The sequence below is a fragment of the Paraburkholderia terrae genome, assembly GCF_002902925.1.
Taxonomy (GTDB): Bacteria; Pseudomonadota; Gammaproteobacteria; order Burkholderiales; family Burkholderiaceae; genus Paraburkholderia; species Paraburkholderia terrae.
Map to the genome: position 1 here is coordinate 234,024 of NZ_CP026111.1, position 19,615 is coordinate 253,638.

Below are 19,615 nucleotides of genomic sequence, written 5' to 3' on the forward strand. Positions count from 1 at the left end.
CCTGCAAAAGGAAATCTGGAATGACCGTCGATTATAACGACGGTCATCTTTGTATCGTCCCAATTAAGTTCAATTGAACCGCGCGGAGATTACATTTTTGCGGGTGCCGACACACCGATCACAGCGAGGCCGTTCGCCAGCACCTGGCGCGTCGCTGCGAGCAGCGCGATGCGCGCATTGCGCGGCGCTTCGTCGTCGACCAGAACGCGTTCGGCATTGTAGAACGAGTGAAATTCGCCTGCGAGGTCGCGCAGATAGAACGCGACGGCATGCGGCGCGAGCTCGTCGGCGGCGTGCGTGAGCATGTCGGGGTATTCGGCTAGCTTCTGCAGCAGCGCCATCGCGCGCTCGCTGTCGAGCGGCGACAGATCGACGGACGGCAGCACCGCTTCATCGGCGCCGTAGCGCGACTTCCATTCGTTGATCACCGAGCAGATGCGCGCGTGCGCATACTGCACGTAGTACACCGGGTTCTCGTCGTTCTGCTTGAGCGCGAGATCGACGTCGAACACGAACTCCGTGTCGGCCTTGCGCGAGATCAAAAAGAAGCGCACGGCGTCGCGGCCGCGGCGGATCGTTTCTTCGTCGAGCAGATCGGGCGAGGCTTCCTGGCCCGGCAGCGCGCCGCCCGACCATTCGATCAGATCGCGCACCGTCACATAGCTGCCCGCGCGCTTCGAGATTTTCACTTCCTGGCCGTCGCGCATCACGGTGACCATCTTGTGCAGCACGTAGTCGGGATAGCCCTTCGGAATGCCGACGCCAAGACCCTGCAGCCCGGCGCGCACGCGCGCGATCGTGCCGTGGTGGTCCGAGCCCTGGATGTTGATGACCTTCGTGAAGCCGCGCTCCCATTTCGTCTCGTGATACGCGACGTCGGGCACGAAGTACGTGTACGTGCCGTCGGACTTGCGCATCACGCGGTCCTTGTCGTCGCCGTCGTCGGTGGTGCGCAGCCACAGCGCGCCTTCCTGCTCGTAAGTCTTGCCGGCCGCGATCAGTTCGTTCACGGTCTTCTCGACGCGGCCTTCCTTGTACAGCGACGATTCGAGGTAATACTGGTCGAACTTCACGCCGAACGCCTGCAGGTCCATATCCTGCTCATGACGCAGATACGCGACGGCGAAACGGCGGATCGCATCGAGATCTTCGACGTCGCCCGTGCCCTTGACGGGTTCGCCGTCGCTGGCCGAGACGGTCTCGCCGTTCAGATAGTCGCGCGCGATGTCGGCGATGTATTCGCCGTTGTACGCGGCTTCGGGCCAGCCTGCGTCGCCCGGCTTCAGGCCGCGGGCGCGCGCCTGCGTCGAAATGGCGAGATTGCCGATCTGCACGCCAGCGTCGTTGTAGTAGAACTCGCGATGCACGTCGTAGCCTTGCGACGCGAGCACGTTCGACGTCGCATCGCCGAGCGCGGCCTGGCGGCCGTGGCCGACGTGCAGCGGGCCGGTCGGATTGGCCGAGACGAACTCGACCAGCACGTGCTTGCCTGCGTCGCGCTGCGAGCGGCCGAAGGTTTCGCGCTGCTCGAACACGGCGGCGATCACGGCCTGCTTGGAAGCCGCCGACAGACGCAGGTTGATGAAGCCCGGCCCCGCCACTTCGGCGCTCTCGACGAGGCCTTTGGCGAGCGGATGCGCGAGCAGCGCATCGACGATCTGCTGCGCGAGCTGGCGCGGGTTCGCACGCAGCGGCTTGGCCAGCTGCATCGCGACGTTGCACGCGATGTCGCCGTGCGCGGCAACCTTCGGCCGTTCGAGCGTGATGGCGGGCGCGATGAACGCGGCTTCGGATTCACCTTGCGTCGCCTGGGCGACCTGCTTGACCACGTCGGTCAACAGGGTTTCGAGAGTGTGTTTGTGTGCAGGCAGCATGCTTGTTGCGAGTCCAGTGAGGCAGTCCGATGAAGCGGGGCAGCGCCGCGAACGGCGTGATGCAAGGCCGTCGACGGCGTGGAAAACGCTTGAGCGCCCGATACGCGGCGCTCGCGTGACGCTGCGGCGGCGCGGCAAGGCGGCTAACGTTTCGTGGCGCGGGCCGTGGCGACAGTCTGCAACACGCGCAGCCGCGACGCAGCGCAGCGTGCCCGGCCGCACGGCAGCGAGCTTTTTCCGTCAATGTCGGATTTTAGCAGGTGCTAATATGTCCAATGAGATGCCCAGCAAGGGCCGTGGCCGCCAGCCTGCCGTCGACTGACAGGCTGGCGCGCCAACGGAACCCGTGCGGCTGGCTGTTGCGATGTCGCGAGTATCCAGCGGCTGGCCGCGCGAGAAGCCAACATAACGAAAAGGGAACCGTCATCATGTTGATTACTTTCAAATGCCGCTCCGCCCCCGATGTGGTGATGCTGGAGAATCTCGCCCAATATTTGCTGGGTATCATCGGCAAGCGGCTCGGCGCACGCGGCGTGATCAATCACGACGAACTGGGCGTGGTGATCTCGAAGCTCGAAGCGGCGATCGTTACCGACAAGCAGGAGCGCGCCGAGCATGAAGGCCACTTCCACGAAGGGGAAGAGGGCCACGAGCACCACGAGCTTCCGATTGGTCTCGCGCAACGGGCGTATCCGTTCCTCGACATGCTGCGCGCGGCGCAGAAGGAAAATACGGATATCGTCTGGGGCCTCTGAACGCTGAAGCGAGCCGCCAGCATGCGTTGAGCGGCGCCCGGTTCAGGCGCCTCCGTCGGGTTTGATGGCCGCCGCTTTCGTGGTGGTGGCACGGACCGCGCATCGCGTTCGATCAGGCCAGCGTATTGCGCCCAGAAGCAAAAAAGCCCGTCGAATGACGGGCTTTTGCCTTTGCAGCGCCGCGAGCCTACTGACTCGCGCCTTGCGGCGCAGTCGTGGGAGCGGATGCGCCGTTCTTCTTCTTTTTCGGCTTTTTCACGTGCTTGACGGTGGGCGGGGAGTACGAGCTCACCGAGCTCGAGCCGCCCGGCGCCTGAGGCTGGGCCTCGGTGATCGGTGCAATGGCGGCAAGCGATAACGCGGTCAACATCAGCGTCAGCTTCTTCATACGATTTTTCTCCGTTGACGGTTGCAAGTCGTTGAGCCGACGCGTTTTTTCGGTCGCGTCTGGCGGGTCGGCAAGTAATGCCCGCTCAGTCTACAAAGCCGAAAATATTCGCTGTGCTTTCAACTGAAAATATTCAGCCTACGGCCAGCGATATAGTCCTGCCGCCCGGCGTCTGCTGTCTTACAGCAACGGCGCGAGCGCGCGTTGGGCATCCGCCTTCGACAGCGACATGCGTTGCGCGTAGTCCTCCAGCTGATCCTGGCCGATCTTGCCCACCGAGAAATACGTGCTGTCGGGATGCGCGAGGTAGAAGCCGGAGACGCTCGCAGCGGGCAGCATCGCGAGGGATTCGGTGACGCTCATGCCGATCTCGCCCGCTTGCAGGACGTCGAACATGTCGCGCTTGACGAGGTGATCCGGGCACGCCGGATAGCCCGGCGCGGGACGGATGCCGCGATACTTCTCGCCGATCAGTTCTTCGTTCGACAGGGTTTCGCTGTTCGCATAGCCCCACAGGTCACGGCGCACGCGCGCGTGCATTGCTTCGGCGAAGGCTTCAGCGAAGCGGTCGGCGAGCGCCTTCAGCATGATCGCGCTGTAATCGTCGTGATCCTGCTCGAACTGCTTTTCCTTCACGTCGACGCCGAGGCCGGCCGTGACCGCGAACATGCCGATGTAGTCGGCGACGCCCGAATCCTTCGGCGCGATGAAGTCGGCAAGCGAGCGGTTCGGACGCATCACGCCGTCCACCACGGGGCGCACGCTTTGCTGACGCACGTTGCGCCACGTCAGCGCGACTTCGGTGCGCGACTCGTCCGTGTAGATTTCGATGTCGTCGTCGTTGACCGTGTTGGCGGGCAACAGCGCGATCACGCCGTTCGCCGTCAGCCAGCGGCCCTGGATCAGACGCGCGAGCATCGACTTCGCATCCGAGAACACGCGCCGCGCCGATTCGCCGACGATCTCGTCGTTCAGAATCGCGGGATACGGACCTGCGAGATCCCACGTCTGGAAGAACGGGCCCCAGTCGATATAGTTCGCGAGTTCGCTCAGATCGAAGTTCTTGAACACGCGCCGGCCGATGAACTTCGGCTTCACCGGCTGATAGGCGCTCCAGTCGAGCTTCGCCTTGTTCGCGCGCGCTTCGGCGATCGTGACGAGAGGCAGCGCCTTCTTGTTCGCGTGCTGATCGCGGATGCGGTCGTAGTCGGACTTCAGTTCGTCGAGATACTTTGTCGCGCCTTCGTCGGACAAGAGGTTCGATGCAACCGACACCGAGCGCGACGCATCCGGCACGTAGACGACAGGGCCTTCGTAATGCGGCGCGATCTTCACGGCAGTATGCACACGCGAAGTCGTCGCGCCGCCGATCAGCAGCGGAATCTTCTTCACGCGGAAGTAGTCGTCGCGCTGCATTTCCGAGGCAACGTACGCCATTTCTTCAAGTGACGGCGTGATCAGCCCCGACAGCCCGATGATGTCCGCACCTTCGACTTTCGCCTTCGCGAGAATCTCGTTGCACGGGACCATCACGCCCATGTTGACCACTTCGAAGTTATTGCACTGAAGCACCACGGAGACAATGTTCTTGCCGATATCGTGTACGTCGCCCTTCACGGTCGCGATGACGATCTTGCCCTTCGCGCGCACGTCGCCGCCCGCTTCGGCAAGCTGGCGCTTCTCTTCTTCGATGAACGGAATCAGGTGAGCGACGGCCTGTTTCATCACGCGCGCCGACTTCACGACTTGCGGCAGGAACATCTTGCCCTGGCCGAACAGATCGCCGACGACGTTCATGCCGTCCATCAACGGCCCTTCGATCACGTTGATCGGGCGGCCGCCGCCGTCCATGATCTTGGCGCGCGCCTCTTCCGTGTCTTCAACGATGAAGTTCGTGATGCCAAGCACGAGCGCATGCGCGAGACGCTTCTCGACAGGCTGATTGCGCCATTCGAGGTTCTCTTCTTTCTTCGCTGCGCCCGTCTTGAACTTGTCGGCGCTTTCGAGCAGACGGTCGGTGCCGTCGTCGCGGCGATTCAGCACGACGTCTTCGACGCGCTCGCGCAGATCGGCGTCGAGGTCCGCGTACACGCCCAACTGGCCCGCGTTGACGATGCCCATGTCCATGCCCGCCTGAATCGCGTGGTAGAGGAACACGGTGTGAATCGCTTCGCGCACCGGGTCATTGCCGCGGAACGAGAACGACACGTTCGACACGCCGCCGCTCACCTTCGCATACGGCAGGTTCTGCTTGATCCAGCGCGTTGCATTGATGAAGTCGACGGCGTAGTTGTTGTGCTCTTCGATACCCGTCGCGATCGCGAAGATGTTCGGGTCGAAGATGATGTCTTCGGGCGGGAAGCCGACTTCATTGACGAGAATGTCGTACGAGCGCTTGCAGATTTCCGTCTTGCGCTTGAACGTGTCGGCCTGGCCTTGCTCATCGAACGCCATCACGACGGCAGCCGCGCCGTAGCGGCGAATCAGGTTCGCGTGATGGCGGAAGCTTTCTTCGCCTTCCTTCAGCGAGATCGAGTTGACGATCGCCTTGCCTTGCACGCACTTCAGACCCGCTTCGATCACTTCCCACTTCGACGAGTCGATCATGATCGGCACACGCGCGATGTCCGGCTCCGACGCGATCAGATTCATGAAGCGCACCATCGCCGCTTTCGAATCGAGCATCGCTTCGTCCATGTTGACGTCGATGACCTGCGCGCCGTTCTCGACCTGCTGGCGCGCGACGGCCAGCGCTTCGTCGAACTGGCCGTTCAGAATCATCCGCGCGAATGCCTTCGAGCCCGTCACGTTGGTGCGTTCGCCAACGTTGATGAAGAGCGTCCCCGAAGTGACGTTGAACGGCTCCAGGCCGGAAAGGCGCATCGTGTGATCGGTCATGGTTCGTGTGCGTGTTTCGTCAGTGCGTCAATGCTTCGGTGTGAACGTGCTGTAAAGCGTGCTTTGGATACTTCACGCGGCGTCGCGATACTGGCTCGGCCACTTGCGCGGCTTCACGTCGTTCAGTGCTTTCGCAATTGCTGCGATGTGCTCCGGCGTCGTGCCGCAGCAGCCGCCCGCGATGTTCACGAGGCCCGCTTGCGCGAACTCCTTCAGGAGGCCCGAGGTATCGGCGGGCAGTTCGTCGAAGCCCGTATCGCTCATCGGATTCGGCAGACCGGCGTTGGGATAGCACGACACATACGTGTCACACAGCTTCGCCAGCTCCGCGATGTACGGGCGCATCAGCGCCGCGCCGAGCGCGCAGTTCAGGCCGAACGTCAGCGGCTTTGCATGACGCAGCGAGTTCCAGAAAGCCTCGACCGTCTGTCCCGACAGAATGCGTCCCGATGCGTCCGTCACCGTGCCCGAAATCATGATGGGCAGGCGCTCGCCCGTGTCTTCGAAGAGTTCATCCAGCGCGAACAGCGCGGCCTTCGCATTCAGCGTGTCGAAGATCGTTTCGACGAGGAACAGGTCCGCGCCGCCTTCCAGCAGCGCTTTCGCCTGCTCGTAGTACGCCGTGCGCAGTTCGTCGAACGTGACGTTGCGCGCGCCCGGATCGTTCACGTCGGGCGAAATGCTCGCCGTCTTCGGCGTCGGTCCGATCGCGCCCGCGACGAAGCGCGGCTTGTCGGGAGTCGAGTATTTGTCGCATGCGGCGCGAGCGAGCTTCGCGGACTCGCGGTTCATTTCGACGGCGAGATCTTCCATGCCGTAGTCGGCCTGCGCGACGGTCGTCGCGCCGAACGTGTTCGTCTCGATGATGTCCGCGCCCGCCGCCAGATACTGCTCGTGAATCTCGCTGATGATCTGCGGCTGCGTGATGGACAGCAGTTCGTTGTTGCCCTTGATGTCGCGCGCGTAGTCCTTGAAGCGCTCGCCACGATAGGCGGCTTCGTCGAGCTTGTAGCGCTGGATCATCGTGCCCATCGCGCCGTCCAGAATCAGGATGCGCGATTCGAGCAACGCGGGCAGGGTCGCGCCGCGCGTATACGCGGCACGGGGGCTGGCGGCTGACGGGGCTGACGTGACGGGCTGGTTCATGGTCTGATCGGGCTCGTGCCGGACGGGCCGGCTTTTTTCAGGAAACTCAATATTGTAGCCGCATGGTCGCGGGACTGCCCGCGCATGGCGGACTTGCACGGGGCATGGCGGTTGCCGGCAGGGTACTGCGAAGCGCCATGTCCGGCGCTGCTAGCGAAACGGAGCGCCCCGGCGTTTCGCGCCGCGATATCGACACAAGAGCGACACCCAGCCGCATAAAACGAAAAACCCCGCCCGGCGCGGGGCCGGACGGGGTCGATGAGGACGTGTCGCCAGGAGGATGGCGCCTGTCGATCAGTGGAGAATGACCGGCTGGTTCATCAGGCTGTCGAATTGACCGAGAAACTCGTCAACTTCGTCGAGCGTCGGTTCGTCTTCGATCAGTTTCTGCACGTGTTCGCGAAAACTGGCTGCCATCGCACCGTCGATGTAAATCTCGCGCTGCGTGTTCTTGTCGACGATCTCATACCCGCCGGATAGCATCGAGAGATGGCCGTCTTGCGGCGGGAACTCGACGACACAGTAGTTGGGGCTGTTGTAGATCATTTGCATGGCGACACTCCTTATTTCCGATGGCTCCGGGCCAGTGTTGCACCGTAGATGGAGCCCTTGGTTTGGAATTCAAGGGGTGGGTCCGGCCTGACGCTTTGAATTCTCCGGACCTATCGGTTAGACCCGTTTTTGCAAAAACGATTCCAGCAAAGCGGCGAAACGTTGCGACTGTTCGATCGGCGCGAGGTGAGCTGCGTCCAGCAACTCGAACTGCGCGTTCCGGATGGCATTCGCAATTTCATGTGTAGCAGCAGGTGGCGTGCCTGCGTCGTGGCGTCCAGCCACAGTGAGAGTAGGAAGATCAATCTCGCTCAGTCTACTGCGCGCATCGAAATCGCGCAGCGCAATGCACGCTTGTGCGTAACCTTCAGACGAAGTGTTCTCGAATACCTCCCGAATCGGTTCGACCACCTCCGGATGCGCGGCGCGAAAACCCGCCGTCAGCCAGCGTTCCATCGTTGCCCCGGCCAGCGCCGCGACGCCTTCGTTGCGCGCCTTCGCCGCGCGCTGCTCCCATACGGCACGGCCGTCCGAAGGCGTGGCGGCGTGCGTGTCGGCGAGCGTCAATGTTTCGATGCGTGCCGGGTTATCCAGCGCGAACTGTTGCGCAATCATCCCGCCCATCGACATACCGACAATATGCGTTTTCTCAACGCCAAGCGCATCTAGCAGCATGTGTAGATCCTGCGACAAATCTGCAACACGGAACGGCTTGTCTGATACGGCCGTTTGACCGTGCCCGCGCACGTCGTAGCGCAAGACTGTGTAGTCGTCACGAAAATAGCCGGCGAGCTGATCCCAGATCGACAGATCACCGCCAAGCTGATGAATGAACGTGAGCCATGGGCCACCGCCCTCATTGCTCAGGACGTAGCGCGTATCGATGCCATTCACATTGATTTGCATGCGGACTCCATAAGTGATGTCGCAATGAAAGAACGAACGGATCGACAGTTCATCGGATTCGCATGAACCGCCGGCGCGCATCAGCGCGCATCGTCGTGCGATTCATTCAAACGACGGAAGTTTCGGATGCGCAGTGTGTGTAGTCCCGGTTTCAAAGTGTCCTCCATAGCGAAGGACCAGTTTGTGTCAGGGCTTTTCCGGCCCGGCGCCTGGATCGGTGACGGACGGTTGGGAAGGGGCTGGTGACGTGTCATCGGATGAAGCGGCGTTGCTGCCGTTCGCATCCGGCGGCGCGATCTTGCCGCGCCAGACAAGTTCGATCTGCGTGCCGTTCGGCTCGGTTTGCACGAGACGCGCAGGCAGCCAGCCGAGCGACGGCGCCAGCCACACGTCGATGCGCCGCCGGTCGCCTTCGCGGCGCGGCAGGCGCATGAAATGGCGTGCATCGATGATGCCCTGATCGGTGCGCACGCCTTCATCGCCTATCGTCTCGATCGGCCATATTTCGCCGCTGTCGTTGTCGGTGACGAAGAACTGGCGCGTCACGCCTGGCTGATATGCGTCGGGGTCGCCGCGCACCAGGCTGGCGAGCTGCATCACCATGCTGAAGCGGTCTTGCGCGCCATCCTGCAGCGGCAGCGTATTCGGCGTACGTGTAAAGCCGATCTGCTTCGTGTCGCGATGGAAGGTGGTGATGTCCTCGCCGCGTCGGCCGCGTTTTTCGATGTACTGATCAGGCGCGAGGCCGAACGCATCGACATGCCCGTGGCTCGAATAGCTGAACGTGCCGATGAACGGCAAGGGCACCGAAACGATCATGTCGTACGAGCGGCCATCGCTGGACCAGTGGATCGTGCCTGGCTGATTGCGCACGCCGTTGTAGAACGTGTCGTATTGCAACTCGCCCGAAGGGGGCACCGAGAATTTCGCGCCGGGCGCAGCAAGCGGCGCGTTGCCTTGACCGGCAACATTGGCGCTGGAATTGGCGGCTCCCGTTGCGGACGACGCAACGCCCGGCGCTGAAGCGGCCGCTGAAGCGTCCGCAGGCGCGCTTGCGGCTTCAGTTGCGGGCGCTGTTTGAAGCGGTTTCTGACCTGGCTGCGTGGCCGTCAGCACATGTTCACGCGGCGCTCGCGGGACGCGTTTCGGGGCCGCAGGCAGCGCCTTCGCGGGTGGCGGCGAACCGGCCGCCTGCGTTTCGATACGCTCGGGCTTGAGCAGCGTGACCTGCACGGGAACATGCTCGGGCGACACAGGTTTGAAGGTATCGTGATGCCGCTCGAACCATTGCGCCGCGATGAAGTGCGCGCCGACGACAGCCAGCAGCACGCCCGCCCAACGCAAGCGCGACGAGCGGCGCTGCGCGGCGGCGAGGCGAGCCGGCGTGACGGAACGGAGAGCGGCTGGAGATGACATCGGAAGAAGCAATTTCCTGAAGGCGGGACGCAAGGCTATGAACGTTTGAACACGATTCGACTGCGCACCGCTGTCACACGTTCCTCACGCTCATCGCGGCGTCGGACTATACCCGAGTTCATACGACAGCTTCTGCGCGCATTCGCGCAGCGCCGTGTCGACTTCGCCGCCCCACGCGATATCGAACGCGCCCTCGTGTCCCAATGCGATCAATCCGAGCGCGAGATCGCCATTCGAATCGAACACGGGTGTGCAGAACGCGTGAATGGTCGGCAGCAACATGCCTTCGACGCGCGCCGAGCCATGCGCGCGCACGTCCTCGAGCACGCGCTCGACATCTTCCGGCGTGCGCGGACTGTTGGCGGCGGCCCAACGCTTCGTATCGGCGAGTTCGCGCGCGATCATCGCGGCCGTCTTGCTGCGCGGCAGATACGCGGCGAACAGCAGACCCGTCGCCGAACTGAGCATCGGCATCACGTCGCCGAGTTTCAGCGATGCCTTCGCGGGATAGCTCGATTCCATCCAATGCACGACAGTTGGCCCCTGATTGCCCCACACGGCGATGCCGACCGTCAGATCGAGCCGGTCGCGCAATTCGGCGAGCGCGATACGCGCGAGCTTCACGCCATCGACGCGCGCGAGCCGCGCCAGCCCTAGCTGCAACGCAAAGCCGCCAAGCTCGTAGCGGCCCGTCAACGGGTCCTGCGCGACGACGCCCAGACGCTGAAAACTCACCAGATAGCGGTGCGCTTTCGCCGGGCTCATGCCCGCGCGCTGCGCGAGATCGCGCAGCATCATCGCGCGCGGTTCATGCGTGAGCACGTCGAGCAGACGGAACCCGACTTCGATCGACTGGATACCCGAACGCAGTTTCTCCTCGCCACCGTCGTGCTCGTCAGCGGCATCATCGTCGGCTGGATCGAGCGGTTCGGCGGATTCCGTATCCTTGCGGATCGAACTGGAGCGGGCGGTCGGAGGCATAGGCAGTGGTTGAACGGTGAGCGTAAAAGCGGCGAAAAACGGCGCGGACGTTGCAATGGCTATCGCCTGCTTGAAGCGTCCGTTTTGGCTGCGCCGATTCACCATCGTAGAATAGATTCCTCTTATCGTCATCCACATGCCTTTTCCGCCATGAAACTTGCCTCGCTGAAGGACGGCACGCGCGACGGTCAACTGATCGTCGTTTCTCGTGACCTGCATACGGCCGCCGTCGCCGACGCCATCGCGCCGACGATGCAGCGCGTCCTCGACGACTGGATTTTCTACGCGCCGCAACTGCGCGATCTGTACGACGAGCTGAATCAGGGCCGCGCGCGCAACACGTTTTCGTTCGATGCGAAGGAATGCATGGCGCCGTTGCCGCGCGCGTTCCAGTGGGCCGACGGCTCCGCGTACGTGAACCACGTCGAACTGGTGCGCCGCGCGCGCGGCGCCGAAATGCCACCTGAGTTCTGGACCGATCCGTTGATGTACCAGGGCGGCAGCGACGACTTCATCGGCGCGAAGGACGACATCGTGTGCGGGTCCGAATCGTTTGGCATCGACTTCGAGGCGGAAGTCGCCGTCATCACGGGCGATGTGCCGATGGGCGTGAAACCCGAGCAGGCGCTGAAGAGCATTCGCCTCGTCACGCTCGTCAACGACGTGTCGTTGCGTAACCTGATTCCCGCCGAACTCGCGAAAGGTTTCGGCTTTTTCCAGAGCAAGCCCGCGACGTCTTTCGCGCCCGTTGCCGTCACGCTCGACGAACTCGGCGACGCGTGGCGCGAAGGCCGCGTGCATCGTCCGATGATCGTGCATTGGAATAGCAAGAAGGTCGGCCAGCCGGATGCGGGCACCGACATGGTGTTCCACTTCGGCCAGCTGATCGCGCATGCGGCGAAGACGCGCAACCTGCGCGCAGGGGCGATTGTGGGTTCGGGCACGGTGTCAAACAAGGATGCGAAACGCGGCTACTGCTGTATCGCCGAGAAACGCTGCCTCGAAACGATCGAGCACGGCAGCGCACAGACGGAATTCATGAAGTTCGGCGATACCGTGAAGATCGAAATGTTCGACGAAGCGGGCAAGTCGATTTTCGGTTCGATCGATCAGGCCGTCGCGCCGCTCGAAGGCGGGCTTTGATTGTGTAGTCGGCGCGAGGCATCGAGCGATCCGAAAGGGTTTCGCCCGATGCCGGCAGCGCCACGCGCGCCGCTACACTGACGCTCGCGCGAGGCCATCGGGTCTCGAACGCTGGACCGCGTGAATAGCAACACACAGCAACACGCGCGCGGACAGCAACACGCAACACGCAGCATCGCAGAACGCACAAAAACCAAAGGAGACAACGCATGCCGCGATACGGGACGTTTGCATCTTCAACTTTGCGCAACTGCGCTCGCAAGTTCACTTTCAAGCGGCGCACGACGCTCGCCGCCACGCTCTCCCTTTTACCCGGACTTGCGCTCGCGCAGGTGAAAATTGGCCTCGTTCTATCGCTGACGGGACCGGCTGCATCGCTCGGCATTCCCGCGCGCGATACGGCGACGCTCTTCCCCAAAGAGATCGCCGGGCAGAAAGTCGAATACATCGTGCTCGACGATGCGTCCGATACGACGCAAGCCGTGCAGGACACCAAAAAGCTGATCTCCGAAAATCACGTCGACGCGATCATCGGCTCTTCGATCACCCCGAACTCGCTGGCGATGATCGACGTGGTCGCCGAAGGTGAAACGCCGGCAATTTCACTGGCGTCGTCGGCCAAGATCATTGAGCCTGTCGATGCAAAGCGGCATTGGATGTTCAAGACGCCGCAAACGGACGCGATGATGGCATCCGCGATCACCGAGCACGCGAGCCAGCACGGCGTGAAGACCATCGCGTACATCGGCCAGGCGGATGCGCTCGGCGAAACGTTTTACGCGGAGGTCGCGAAGTTCGCGCAGATTCACAAAATCAACGTGGTGGCCAACGAGCGTTTCAATCGCACCGATCCGAGCGTCACCGGCCAGATTTTGAAGATCATGGCGGCGAATCCCGATGCCGTCGTCGTGGGCGCAGCGGGCACGCCCGCCGCGCTGCCGCCGAAGACGCTGATCGGACGCGGCTACAAGGGCAAGATCTATCACAACCACGGCGTCGGCAATAACGACTTCCTGCGCGTGTGCGGCGCGGACTGCAACGGCACCTTCCTGCCCGCGAGCCCGGTGCTGGTCGCCTCGCAACTGCCCACGGACTACGCTGCGAAGCGTCTCGCGCTCGACTACATCGCGCGCTTCGAAAAGCTGCGCGGACCGGGCAGCGTGTCGGCGTTCGGCTCGTATGCATGGGACGCGAGCATGCTGCTGAACAGCGCGATTCCCGTTGCGCTGAAAACAGCCGCGCCCGGCACGGTCGAGTTTCGCCGCGCGCTGCGCGATGCGCTCGAAGCAACGAAAGGACTCGCCGATACCAACGGCGTCGTCAACATGAGCGCGACCGATCACCTCGGCCTCGATCAGCGCGCGCGCGTGATGGTCGAGATCAGCAACGGCAAGTGGGTGTATCAGCCGCGTTAGGCTAAGTGATTCGCGTGGCGCAGCGTCGGCTCCGTTACGCGCATGATGTGGGTATCGACGCCGACGCGTCGCTCTTAGGGATGTGTGCCATGTCTCACGAATCGGAATCGCAAACGGTCGAACCCGCGTTTTACGCGCACTACAGGTCGCTGCGCGTGCGGCGTCATGCGCACGGCATCCTTGAAATCGTCATGAGCGGCGAAGGCGCGAACCGCAGCGCGCTCGCCACCGCCGATGCAAACATGCATCGCGAGCTGGCCGACATCTGGCGCGATGTCGACCGCGACCCGGAGACACGCGTCGCGGTGATCCGCGGCGAGGGCAAGGGCTTTTCGGCGGGCGGCGATCTCGGTCTCGTCGAAGAGATGGCGAACGACTTCGACGTGCGCACGCGCGTATGGCGCGAGGCACGCGATCTCGTCTACAACGTGATCAACTGCAGCAAGCCGATCGTCTCGGCGATGCACGGACCGGCCGTGGGCGCGGGACTCGTCGCGGGACTGCTCGCGGATATTTCGATTGCGACGAAGTCGGCGCGCATCATCGACGGTCATACGCGCCTCGGCGTCGCGGCGGGCGACCACGCGGCAATCGTTTGGCCGCTGTTGTGCGGGATGGCGAAGGCGAAGTACTACCTGATGTTGTGCGAGCCGGTGAGCGGCGAAGAGGCGGAGCGCATCGGTCTTGTGTCGCTGGCCGTCGACGACAACGATCTGCTGCCGAAGACTTTCGAAGTCGCGCGCAAGCTCGCGCAAGGTTCGCAGACGGCGATCCGCTGGACCAAGTACGCGTTGAACAACTGGTTGCGCTCGGCGGGGCCGACCTTCGATACGTCGCTGGCACTCGAATTCATGGGTTTCGCGGGCCCCGACGTGAAGGAAGGCGTGGCGTCGCTGCGCGAGCGGCGCGCGCCGGATTTCCCGGGCAAGGAGCCGTTCTAGCGGAACGCGCCTCCTTGCGTCGGGCGGACGCAAAACCGTCATGACGACAGGCGCACGATAAACGCGTCCGCAAACGCGGCTCAACGCGAAAAATTCACGCGGTATGATCGAGCCGCGAATGTCGAACGTCGCTTCGAACGCCGGATCGAAGGACAATAAGCGAACCACAATAAGCGAACGGCAACAGGCGCCACAGGCCCAGAACCGAACACAGGAGCTCAGCAATGACCGACCACCCCGGCTCGACGCCACCTTTCCCCGGATTTCCAGGTTTTCCGCCCGCCGAAATGCTCGACCGCATGTGGGGCATGATGCGCCTCACGCCGTTCGGCGCGGCATTCCCGGGCACAAGTCCGGCTTCGGCGCAGGGTTTCGTGCCGTCGCTGTCGATGATGTCCGACATGATGGCGCCGCTCACGAACGTCGAGGAGCTCGACAAGCGCATCACCGACATGCGCGCCGTCGAGCAATGGCTCAAGCTGAATCTGAACATGCTGCAGTCGGCAATTCAGGCGCTCGAAGTGCAGCGCGCGACGCTCTCGACGTTGCGCGCGTTCGGCGCGTTCGCGCAGCAATCGATGACGCAGCCCGCGCCTGAAGCGCCGCCGAGGCACGAGCGGCAGCCCGCTGCGAGCGCGCCGGAAGCGGGTGAAGCAGGCGAGTCGGCGGGCTCGCCCGCGTTCGACGCGTCCGGCTGGTGGAATCTGCTGCAGGCGCAGTTCAACCAGATCGCGCAGTTCGCGATGGCGCAGCCACCGGCCACGACAGCGACGGGCGCATCGGAAGCAGGCGCGGGGATCGAACCGAGCGATCTCGAACCCGACGACGCACCCGAGCCCGACGCGCAAGGCACGGCGCAGGCGAAATCCGACGACGCGCCGCGTCCAGCCGCGAAGCGCGCGGCCGGCACGAAACGGGCAGGCACATCGTCTGCGAAGAAGACCTCGTCGACGTCCGAATGAACGCCTGATTTTTGCGATGAAGCGGGCGCGCGTGGCCGAAACGGCCAGCGCGCCTCGAACTGCGACGGAATGTAGCCGCGCTAGCACATTCCTTTGACACCGTGCGGTCAACGAGCGCTCACGTTGTTTTACGTCAATGCAAAAGCGGGTTTCGACGGTCCGAAAATGGGGCGTGTAAGGGCCGCATGCTATTATTGTGTAAGCTTTTTCTGGCCCGCGGACGCGTGCGAAGATCGCCAGATTCGCCGTTTTATCCGGTGCCATGCGGTGCCGGTTCGTCCGCTGCGGACCCAAATGCCGTCGTTCGGCGGCAGGCTGGCACGACCCCAGGCAAAGGTTCTCCCTCACCCACGGTTGGCCGCGCACGCGAGGCACGAAAATCGCGTACGTATCACGAGCCGCAGTATGTCTTTTGCCAAACACTTGCATCTTGGCAACCGATTACCGCGTAAAATTGAATGCTGCGCTGACGACGGGGAAAGCCTCCGAAAGTTCCCGTTCGTCGGCCGCAAATGTAGCAACAGATAACAGACGTCGCCTTGCGCAGAACAGGGGTGGGATCATGAACACCATGCTTTATCCGGAACTTTATAAATCGCTCGAGTCCGTTCGATGGGATATGGAGAAGGACATTCCCTGGGACAAATTCGACGCGTCGCTGCTCACCGATGAGCAGGCGGCGACCATCAAGATGAACGCGATTACCGAATGGTCGGCGCTGCCCGCCACGGAAATGTTCCTGCGTGATAACCACCATGACAGCGACTTCTCGGCATTCATGAGCGTGTGGTTTTTCGAAGAGCAGAAGCATTCGCTGGTGCTGATGGAATATCTGCGCCGCTTCAAGCCGGAGATGTGCCCGACGGAAGAAGAACTGCACGCGGTGCGCTTCGAATTCGATCCGGCGCCGCCGCTCGAAACGCTGATGCTGCACTTCTGCGGCGAAATCCGCCTGAATCACTGGTATCGCCGCGCGGCTGAATGGCACACCGAGCCCGTCATCAAGGCGATCTACGAAACCATTTCGCGCGACGAAGCACGTCACGGTGGCGCGTATCTGCGCTACATGAAGAAGGCGCTGACGAACTTCGGCGACGGCGCACGCGCTGCGTTCGCAAAGATCGGTGTGCTGATGGCATCCGCGCGCCGCACGGAAAAGCCGCTGCACCCCACTAATCTGCACGTGAACCAGTCGCTGTTCCCGCGCGACACCGTTCAATCGCGCCTGCCCGATCCGGAGTGGCTCGAGCGCTGGCTCGACGAGCAGATCCGTTTCGACGACGGCTGGGAAAAGAAGGTGGTCGAACGCATTCTGCATAACCTGTCCATTCTGTTCGAGCGCTCGTTCACGACGGCTCAGGAACTGAACCGCTATCGCAAGGAAGTCGTGACGCGTCTGCAGGCTGATCAGCAGACTGCGCAACAACCGGCCTGATAAGGGCCGCGCGCCCGCCGGGTGAACCGCCCGGCGCGTCGCACAGACATGCAACACATGCAACGGCCCGGCAGGTGAGAACCGCCGGGCCGTTTTCTTTTTTACCTTGTTGCGGGCGTGCATCTTCTATCATCGGTGCCACGCCTCGCCTCTCAAACCCGCTCAACGATTGCTCTCATGGCCGCTACCTTCGAACGCAAGCTCACGACCCGCGACGCTCTCGCTCAACTTCGCCCGTCGCTGACGGGCCCCGTGGTGTTCACGAACGGCGTCTTCGATATCCTGCATCGCGGGCACGTCACGTACCTCGCGGACGCGAAGGCACTGGGCGCGACGCTGATCGTCGGCGTGAATAGCGACGCGTCGGTGCGCATGCTCGGCAAAGGCGACGACCGGCCGATCAACAACGAAGCCGACCGGATGGCGCTGCTGGCTGCGCTGGAGAGCGTCGACTGGGTGGTGTGCTTCGGGGAGCAGACGCCCGTGGCGCTGATCGACGCACTGCGTCCGGATGTGCTCGTGAAGGGCGGCGACTACGACATGGACAAGTTGCCGGAATCCGCGCTTGTGCGCGGCTGGGGTGGCAAGGCGCTGGCGATTCCGTTCGAGCACGACCGCTCGACGACGGCGCTTTTGAAGAAGGTGCGCGCTCAGGACTGAGCACAATGTGACGCGGGTTTCGCGCCCGCGTCGTAGAACGCTTCCGAGTTACTGCCGCAGCGCCGAAGCCGCGATCGGCGCAACGGGCGCCGGACCGCCAACCACAGCCAGATCCGCAGCATCGGCGGACGACATTGGCTGCACGCGCAATTGGTCCGGACGGACCTGCCGGTTCAGGTGATTCGGCTCGCGCGGCCCGGCGGCCGGCGACGGTCCGAACAGCCCGCGCATCGTGACGAACGCGAGGATGTTGGCGAGAAAGAGCAGGGCGAGTAGCCAGCGCAGCATCGTTGAAATTCTCCAGCTTGCTTGTTCAGTTGCCCGGCGTTCAGGCCGGGTTGGCGTCCGTCGACGGATTGGCCGATGCCTGCGCGGCGATCAGCGCGAGTCCCGCCAGCACGAGCGAGTCGTGACGCGTGTACGGCACGCCGAGCGCCTGCACCAGTTCGCCCGCGGCGCCGCCGCTCACGACGAGCCGTACGGACACTTTCCATTCGTCCTGCAGATCGCGCCACATCCGCTCGATCAACCCGATCTGCGCCAGCGCGCATCCCGACGACAACGAACGCGGTGTATCCGTCGCGAACCACGCTGCGCGCGCGAGCGGCGCGCTTTGGCCCGTCGCACCGGCGGATTCGCTGTCGAGCAGTCCACGCGCGGCCGTGGCGTCGAGCGTCGGCAGTTGCGCCGTGTGCTCGCCGAGCGAGCGCATCATCAGCGACCAGCCCGGCGCGATCAATCCGCCGACGAACACGCCGTCGGTGTTCAATGCTTCGAGCGTCGTCGCCGTGCCGAAAGTCGCAATCAGCAGCGGCTCGCCCGGAAATGCGGCGCGCGCGCCGATCATACCGGCCCAGCGGTCGCTCCCAAGCTGCGTCGGCGTCGTGTACGCGTTAGTGACGCCACATTGCTGCGCGGCCGAACGGATCGTCGTGCGCGCGAGGCCAGGCCAGTACCGGTCGATAAACGCGTCGATACGGCGCGCCGCCGCTTCCCCGGCAACATTCGATAACCATGCCGACCCGGGCGCTGGCAACGTCGACCAGTCAGGCTCGTGCCGAGATTGCAGCGGATCACCAGTACCTTTTACCAGTTGGCCACCGTGCGAAAATGCACCTGCGTGCGTCTGTGTACCATCCGCGTGAACCAGCGCCCATTTGACGCGGCTATTACCCGCATCGATCAGCAGATACGGCGCGCTCATGCAGCGCCGCTTTCGTCGTCCGCGAGACGCAGCGACACGTCTCCCGTCGCGATGGCTTGCTGGCCGGACGGCGTATCGAGCAGCAGTTGCCCGAGATCGTCGACGCCCGCCGCCACGCCGCGCGCGACTTCCACGCCTTGCTCGAACAGCACGACATCGCGTCCCGCGTATGCATGGCAGCCGTTCCAGCGTTGCCGGAACGGCGCGAAGCCTTCTACGCCGAAGCGCTGCAAGGCAGGTTCGAGCGCGTTCAGCTCTGCGGCGAGGGTGTCAGTGAGATTCGCGTTCGGCAAAGCACGCGACAGCGCCGTTGGCGCCGCGCCGCGCGCCTGCGCAGGCACGCCCGCATTGAGCGCGCCGACCTTCGCGGCGAGTTCCTCGGCGCCCTTCACATTCGTGCCGATGCCGATCACGACAGCGCTCGCGTCCGGCGTGCTCCATGCCGTTTCGATCAGGATGCCGGCGAGCTTGTCGCCTTCGAGCAGCACGTCGTTCGGCCATTTCAGCGCGATCTGGCCGGGACCGGCCACGGGCAGCGAACGCAGGCCGTCGACCAGCGCGACGCCGACCGCGAGGCTCAACCCCGCGAGTCCTTCGAGCGGCCTCGGCAGCACGCAGGCAACCGAGAACAGCAGCGCATTGCCGGGTTCCGCATACCAGGGGCGGCCGCGCCGGCCGCGTCCTGCCGTCTGAAGATAGGCGACGCGTACGATTGGCCGCGCGAGCGCGCCGGGTTCGCGCGGCAGCGCCTTCACACGGGCCATCAGGTCGGCGTTGGTCGAGCCGGTTTCTTCGACGATTTCGATCGGCCAGTCATTGGCGGCCGGGCCGAACAGCGCTACGGCGCGCTGCCGGTCGATTCGCCAGTCGCCCGAAGGGCTGGGGGAGAGTGGAGTATTCATGAAGGGTATTTTAGCCACTGCGCCTGTCGTCGTGATC

The 19,615-nt window shown here is 63.4% G+C and carries 18 protein-coding genes; 7 read left to right on the forward strand and 11 right to left on the reverse strand.

The window, feature by feature from the left end; translation table 11 throughout:
- Positions 1-89 precede the first annotated feature (89 nt).
- A complete protein-coding gene (gene argS, locus C2L65_RS01030; RefSeq protein WP_042306405.1) occupies positions 90-1,874 on the reverse strand; it encodes an arginine--tRNA ligase in 1,785 nt (594 codons plus the stop codon).
- 428 nt (positions 1,875-2,302) lie between these two features.
- Between argS and C2L65_RS01035 the strand changes: the two genes are divergently transcribed.
- Positions 2,303-2,629 carry a DUF1840 domain-containing protein gene (locus tag C2L65_RS01035; protein WP_042306404.1) on the forward strand — a complete coding sequence of 109 codons (327 nt, stop codon included), beginning with the start codon at positions 2,303-2,305 and terminating at the stop codon, positions 2,627-2,629.
- A 187-nt stretch (positions 2,630-2,816) separates the two neighbouring features.
- Here C2L65_RS01035 and C2L65_RS01040 read toward each other — a convergent pair whose 3' ends face one another.
- The 7 genes from C2L65_RS01040 to C2L65_RS01070 all read right to left on the reverse strand — a co-directional run bounded on the left by C2L65_RS01040 (position 2,817) and on the right by C2L65_RS01070 (position 10,916).
- Entirely contained in the window at positions 2,817-3,017 is a 201-nt protein-coding gene (locus C2L65_RS01040; RefSeq protein ID WP_042306403.1) for a hypothetical protein, read from the reverse strand.
- Between the two features lie 180 nt (positions 3,018-3,197).
- Positions 3,198-5,915, reverse strand: a complete 2,718-nt coding sequence (metH, locus tag C2L65_RS01045; RefSeq protein ID WP_042306402.1) for a methionine synthase — start codon at positions 5,913-5,915, stop codon at positions 3,198-3,200.
- Positions 5,916-5,987: 72 nt separating this feature from the next.
- Complete coding sequence (locus tag C2L65_RS01050; RefSeq protein ID WP_007577769.1) at positions 5,988-7,061, reverse strand: homocysteine S-methyltransferase family protein; 1,074 nt, start codon at positions 7,059-7,061, stop codon at positions 5,988-5,990.
- 294 nt (positions 7,062-7,355) lie between these two features.
- Positions 7,356-7,613 (reverse strand): BTH_I0359 family protein, encoded by a 258-nt coding sequence (locus C2L65_RS01055; RefSeq protein WP_007577767.1) that lies wholly within the window; start codon positions 7,611-7,613, stop codon positions 7,356-7,358.
- Between the two features lie 117 nt (positions 7,614-7,730).
- Positions 7,731-8,519: an alpha/beta fold hydrolase gene (locus C2L65_RS01060; RefSeq protein WP_042306424.1), complete on the reverse strand. Its 789-nt coding sequence runs from the start codon at positions 8,517-8,519 to the stop codon at positions 7,731-7,733.
- 186 nt (positions 8,520-8,705) lie between these two features.
- Entirely contained in the window at positions 8,706-9,935 is a 1,230-nt protein-coding gene (locus tag C2L65_RS01065; protein WP_042306401.1) for a DUF3108 domain-containing protein, read from the reverse strand.
- Positions 9,936-10,025: 90 nt separating this feature from the next.
- A complete protein-coding gene (locus C2L65_RS01070) occupies positions 10,026-10,916 on the reverse strand; it encodes an IclR family transcriptional regulator (protein WP_042306423.1) in 891 nt (296 codons plus the stop codon).
- Positions 10,917-11,066: 150 nt separating this feature from the next.
- Here C2L65_RS01070 and C2L65_RS01075 point away from each other — a divergent pair, with 150 nt between their 5' ends.
- The 6 genes from C2L65_RS01075 (at position 11,067) to rfaE2 (ending at position 17,472) form a co-directional block, all read left to right on the forward strand.
- Positions 11,067-12,059 carry a fumarylacetoacetate hydrolase family protein gene (locus C2L65_RS01075; protein WP_042306400.1) on the forward strand — a complete coding sequence of 331 codons (993 nt, stop codon included), beginning with the start codon at positions 11,067-11,069 and terminating at the stop codon, positions 12,057-12,059.
- A 209-nt stretch (positions 12,060-12,268) separates the two neighbouring features.
- Positions 12,269-13,474, forward strand: coding sequence for an ABC transporter substrate-binding protein (locus C2L65_RS01080; RefSeq protein ID WP_042306399.1), 1,206 nt, complete (start codon positions 12,269-12,271; stop codon positions 13,472-13,474).
- An 89-nt stretch (positions 13,475-13,563) separates the two neighbouring features.
- A complete protein-coding gene (locus tag C2L65_RS01085; RefSeq protein ID WP_042306398.1) occupies positions 13,564-14,415 on the forward strand; it encodes an enoyl-CoA hydratase/isomerase family protein in 852 nt (283 codons plus the stop codon).
- A gap of 224 nt (positions 14,416-14,639) precedes the next feature.
- Positions 14,640-15,377 carry a PhaM family polyhydroxyalkanoate granule multifunctional regulatory protein gene (locus C2L65_RS01090; RefSeq protein WP_042306397.1) on the forward strand — a complete coding sequence of 246 codons (738 nt, stop codon included), beginning with the start codon at positions 14,640-14,642 and terminating at the stop codon, positions 15,375-15,377.
- Positions 15,378-15,939: 562 nt separating this feature from the next.
- A complete protein-coding gene (locus C2L65_RS01095) occupies positions 15,940-16,812 on the forward strand; it encodes a ferritin family protein (RefSeq protein ID WP_042306396.1) in 873 nt (290 codons plus the stop codon).
- Between the two features lie 177 nt (positions 16,813-16,989).
- Complete coding sequence (gene rfaE2 / locus C2L65_RS01100; RefSeq protein WP_007577755.1) at positions 16,990-17,472, forward strand: D-glycero-beta-D-manno-heptose 1-phosphate adenylyltransferase; 483 nt, start codon at positions 16,990-16,992, stop codon at positions 17,470-17,472.
- 48 nt (positions 17,473-17,520) lie between these two features.
- On the opposite strand, the gene C2L65_RS01105 is transcribed toward rfaE2, so the two are convergent.
- From C2L65_RS01105 to C2L65_RS01115, 3 genes are read right to left on the reverse strand one after another with little or no spacing between them, the layout of a single operon-like run.
- A complete protein-coding gene (locus tag C2L65_RS01105; protein WP_042306395.1) occupies positions 17,521-17,760 on the reverse strand; it encodes a hypothetical protein in 240 nt (79 codons plus the stop codon).
- Positions 17,761-17,800: 40 nt separating this feature from the next.
- Positions 17,801-18,676 (reverse strand): type III pantothenate kinase, encoded by an 876-nt coding sequence (locus C2L65_RS01110; RefSeq protein WP_042306394.1) that lies wholly within the window; start codon positions 18,674-18,676, stop codon positions 17,801-17,803.
- Entirely contained in the window at positions 18,673-19,578 is a 906-nt protein-coding gene (locus C2L65_RS01115; protein ID WP_042306393.1) for a biotin--[acetyl-CoA-carboxylase] ligase, read from the reverse strand. Before C2L65_RS01115 ends, C2L65_RS01110 begins: the two co-directional genes overlap by 4 nt.
- Positions 19,579-19,615 lie beyond the last annotated feature (37 nt).

Bases quoted from the DNA above. Each gene is read 5' to 3' on its own strand.
- argS (WP_042306405.1), bottom strand. From the start codon at position 1,874: ATGCTGCCTGCACACAAACACACTCTCGAAACCCTGTTGACCGACGTG.
- C2L65_RS01075 (WP_042306400.1), top strand. From the start codon at position 11,067: ATGAAACTTGCCTCGCTGAAGGACGGCACGCGCGACGGTCAACTGATC.
- C2L65_RS01065 (WP_042306401.1), bottom strand. From the start codon at position 9,935: ATGTCATCTCCAGCCGCTCTCCGTTCCGTCACGCCGGCTCGCCTCGCC.
- C2L65_RS01070 (WP_042306423.1), bottom strand. From the start codon at position 10,916: ATGCCTCCGACCGCCCGCTCCAGTTCGATCCGCAAGGATACGGAATCC.
- C2L65_RS01105 (WP_042306395.1), bottom strand. From the start codon at position 17,760: ATGCTGCGCTGGCTACTCGCCCTGCTCTTTCTCGCCAACATCCTCGCG.
- C2L65_RS01110 (WP_042306394.1), bottom strand. From the start codon at position 18,676: ATGAGCGCGCCGTATCTGCTGATCGATGCGGGTAATAGCCGCGTCAAA.
- C2L65_RS01115 (WP_042306393.1), bottom strand. From the start codon at position 19,578: ATGAATACTCCACTCTCCCCCAGCCCTTCGGGCGACTGGCGAATCGAC.
- C2L65_RS01050 (WP_007577769.1), bottom strand. From the start codon at position 7,061: ATGAACCAGCCCGTCACGTCAGCCCCGTCAGCCGCCAGCCCCCGTGCC.
- C2L65_RS01035 (WP_042306404.1), top strand. From the start codon at position 2,303: ATGTTGATTACTTTCAAATGCCGCTCCGCCCCCGATGTGGTGATGCTG.
- C2L65_RS01085 (WP_042306398.1), top strand. From the start codon at position 13,564: ATGTCTCACGAATCGGAATCGCAAACGGTCGAACCCGCGTTTTACGCG.
- C2L65_RS01040 (WP_042306403.1), bottom strand. From the start codon at position 3,017: ATGAAGAAGCTGACGCTGATGTTGACCGCGTTATCGCTTGCCGCCATT.
- rfaE2 (WP_007577755.1), top strand. From the start codon at position 16,990: ATGGCCGCTACCTTCGAACGCAAGCTCACGACCCGCGACGCTCTCGCT.
- C2L65_RS01055 (WP_007577767.1), bottom strand. From the start codon at position 7,613: ATGCAAATGATCTACAACAGCCCCAACTACTGTGTCGTCGAGTTCCCG.
- metH (WP_042306402.1), bottom strand. From the start codon at position 5,915: ATGACCGATCACACGATGCGCCTTTCCGGCCTGGAGCCGTTCAACGTC.
- C2L65_RS01090 (WP_042306397.1), top strand. From the start codon at position 14,640: ATGACCGACCACCCCGGCTCGACGCCACCTTTCCCCGGATTTCCAGGT.
- C2L65_RS01080 (WP_042306399.1), top strand. From the start codon at position 12,269: ATGCCGCGATACGGGACGTTTGCATCTTCAACTTTGCGCAACTGCGCT.
- C2L65_RS01060 (WP_042306424.1), bottom strand. From the start codon at position 8,519: ATGCAAATCAATGTGAATGGCATCGATACGCGCTACGTCCTGAGCAAT.
- C2L65_RS01095 (WP_042306396.1), top strand. From the start codon at position 15,940: ATGAACACCATGCTTTATCCGGAACTTTATAAATCGCTCGAGTCCGTT.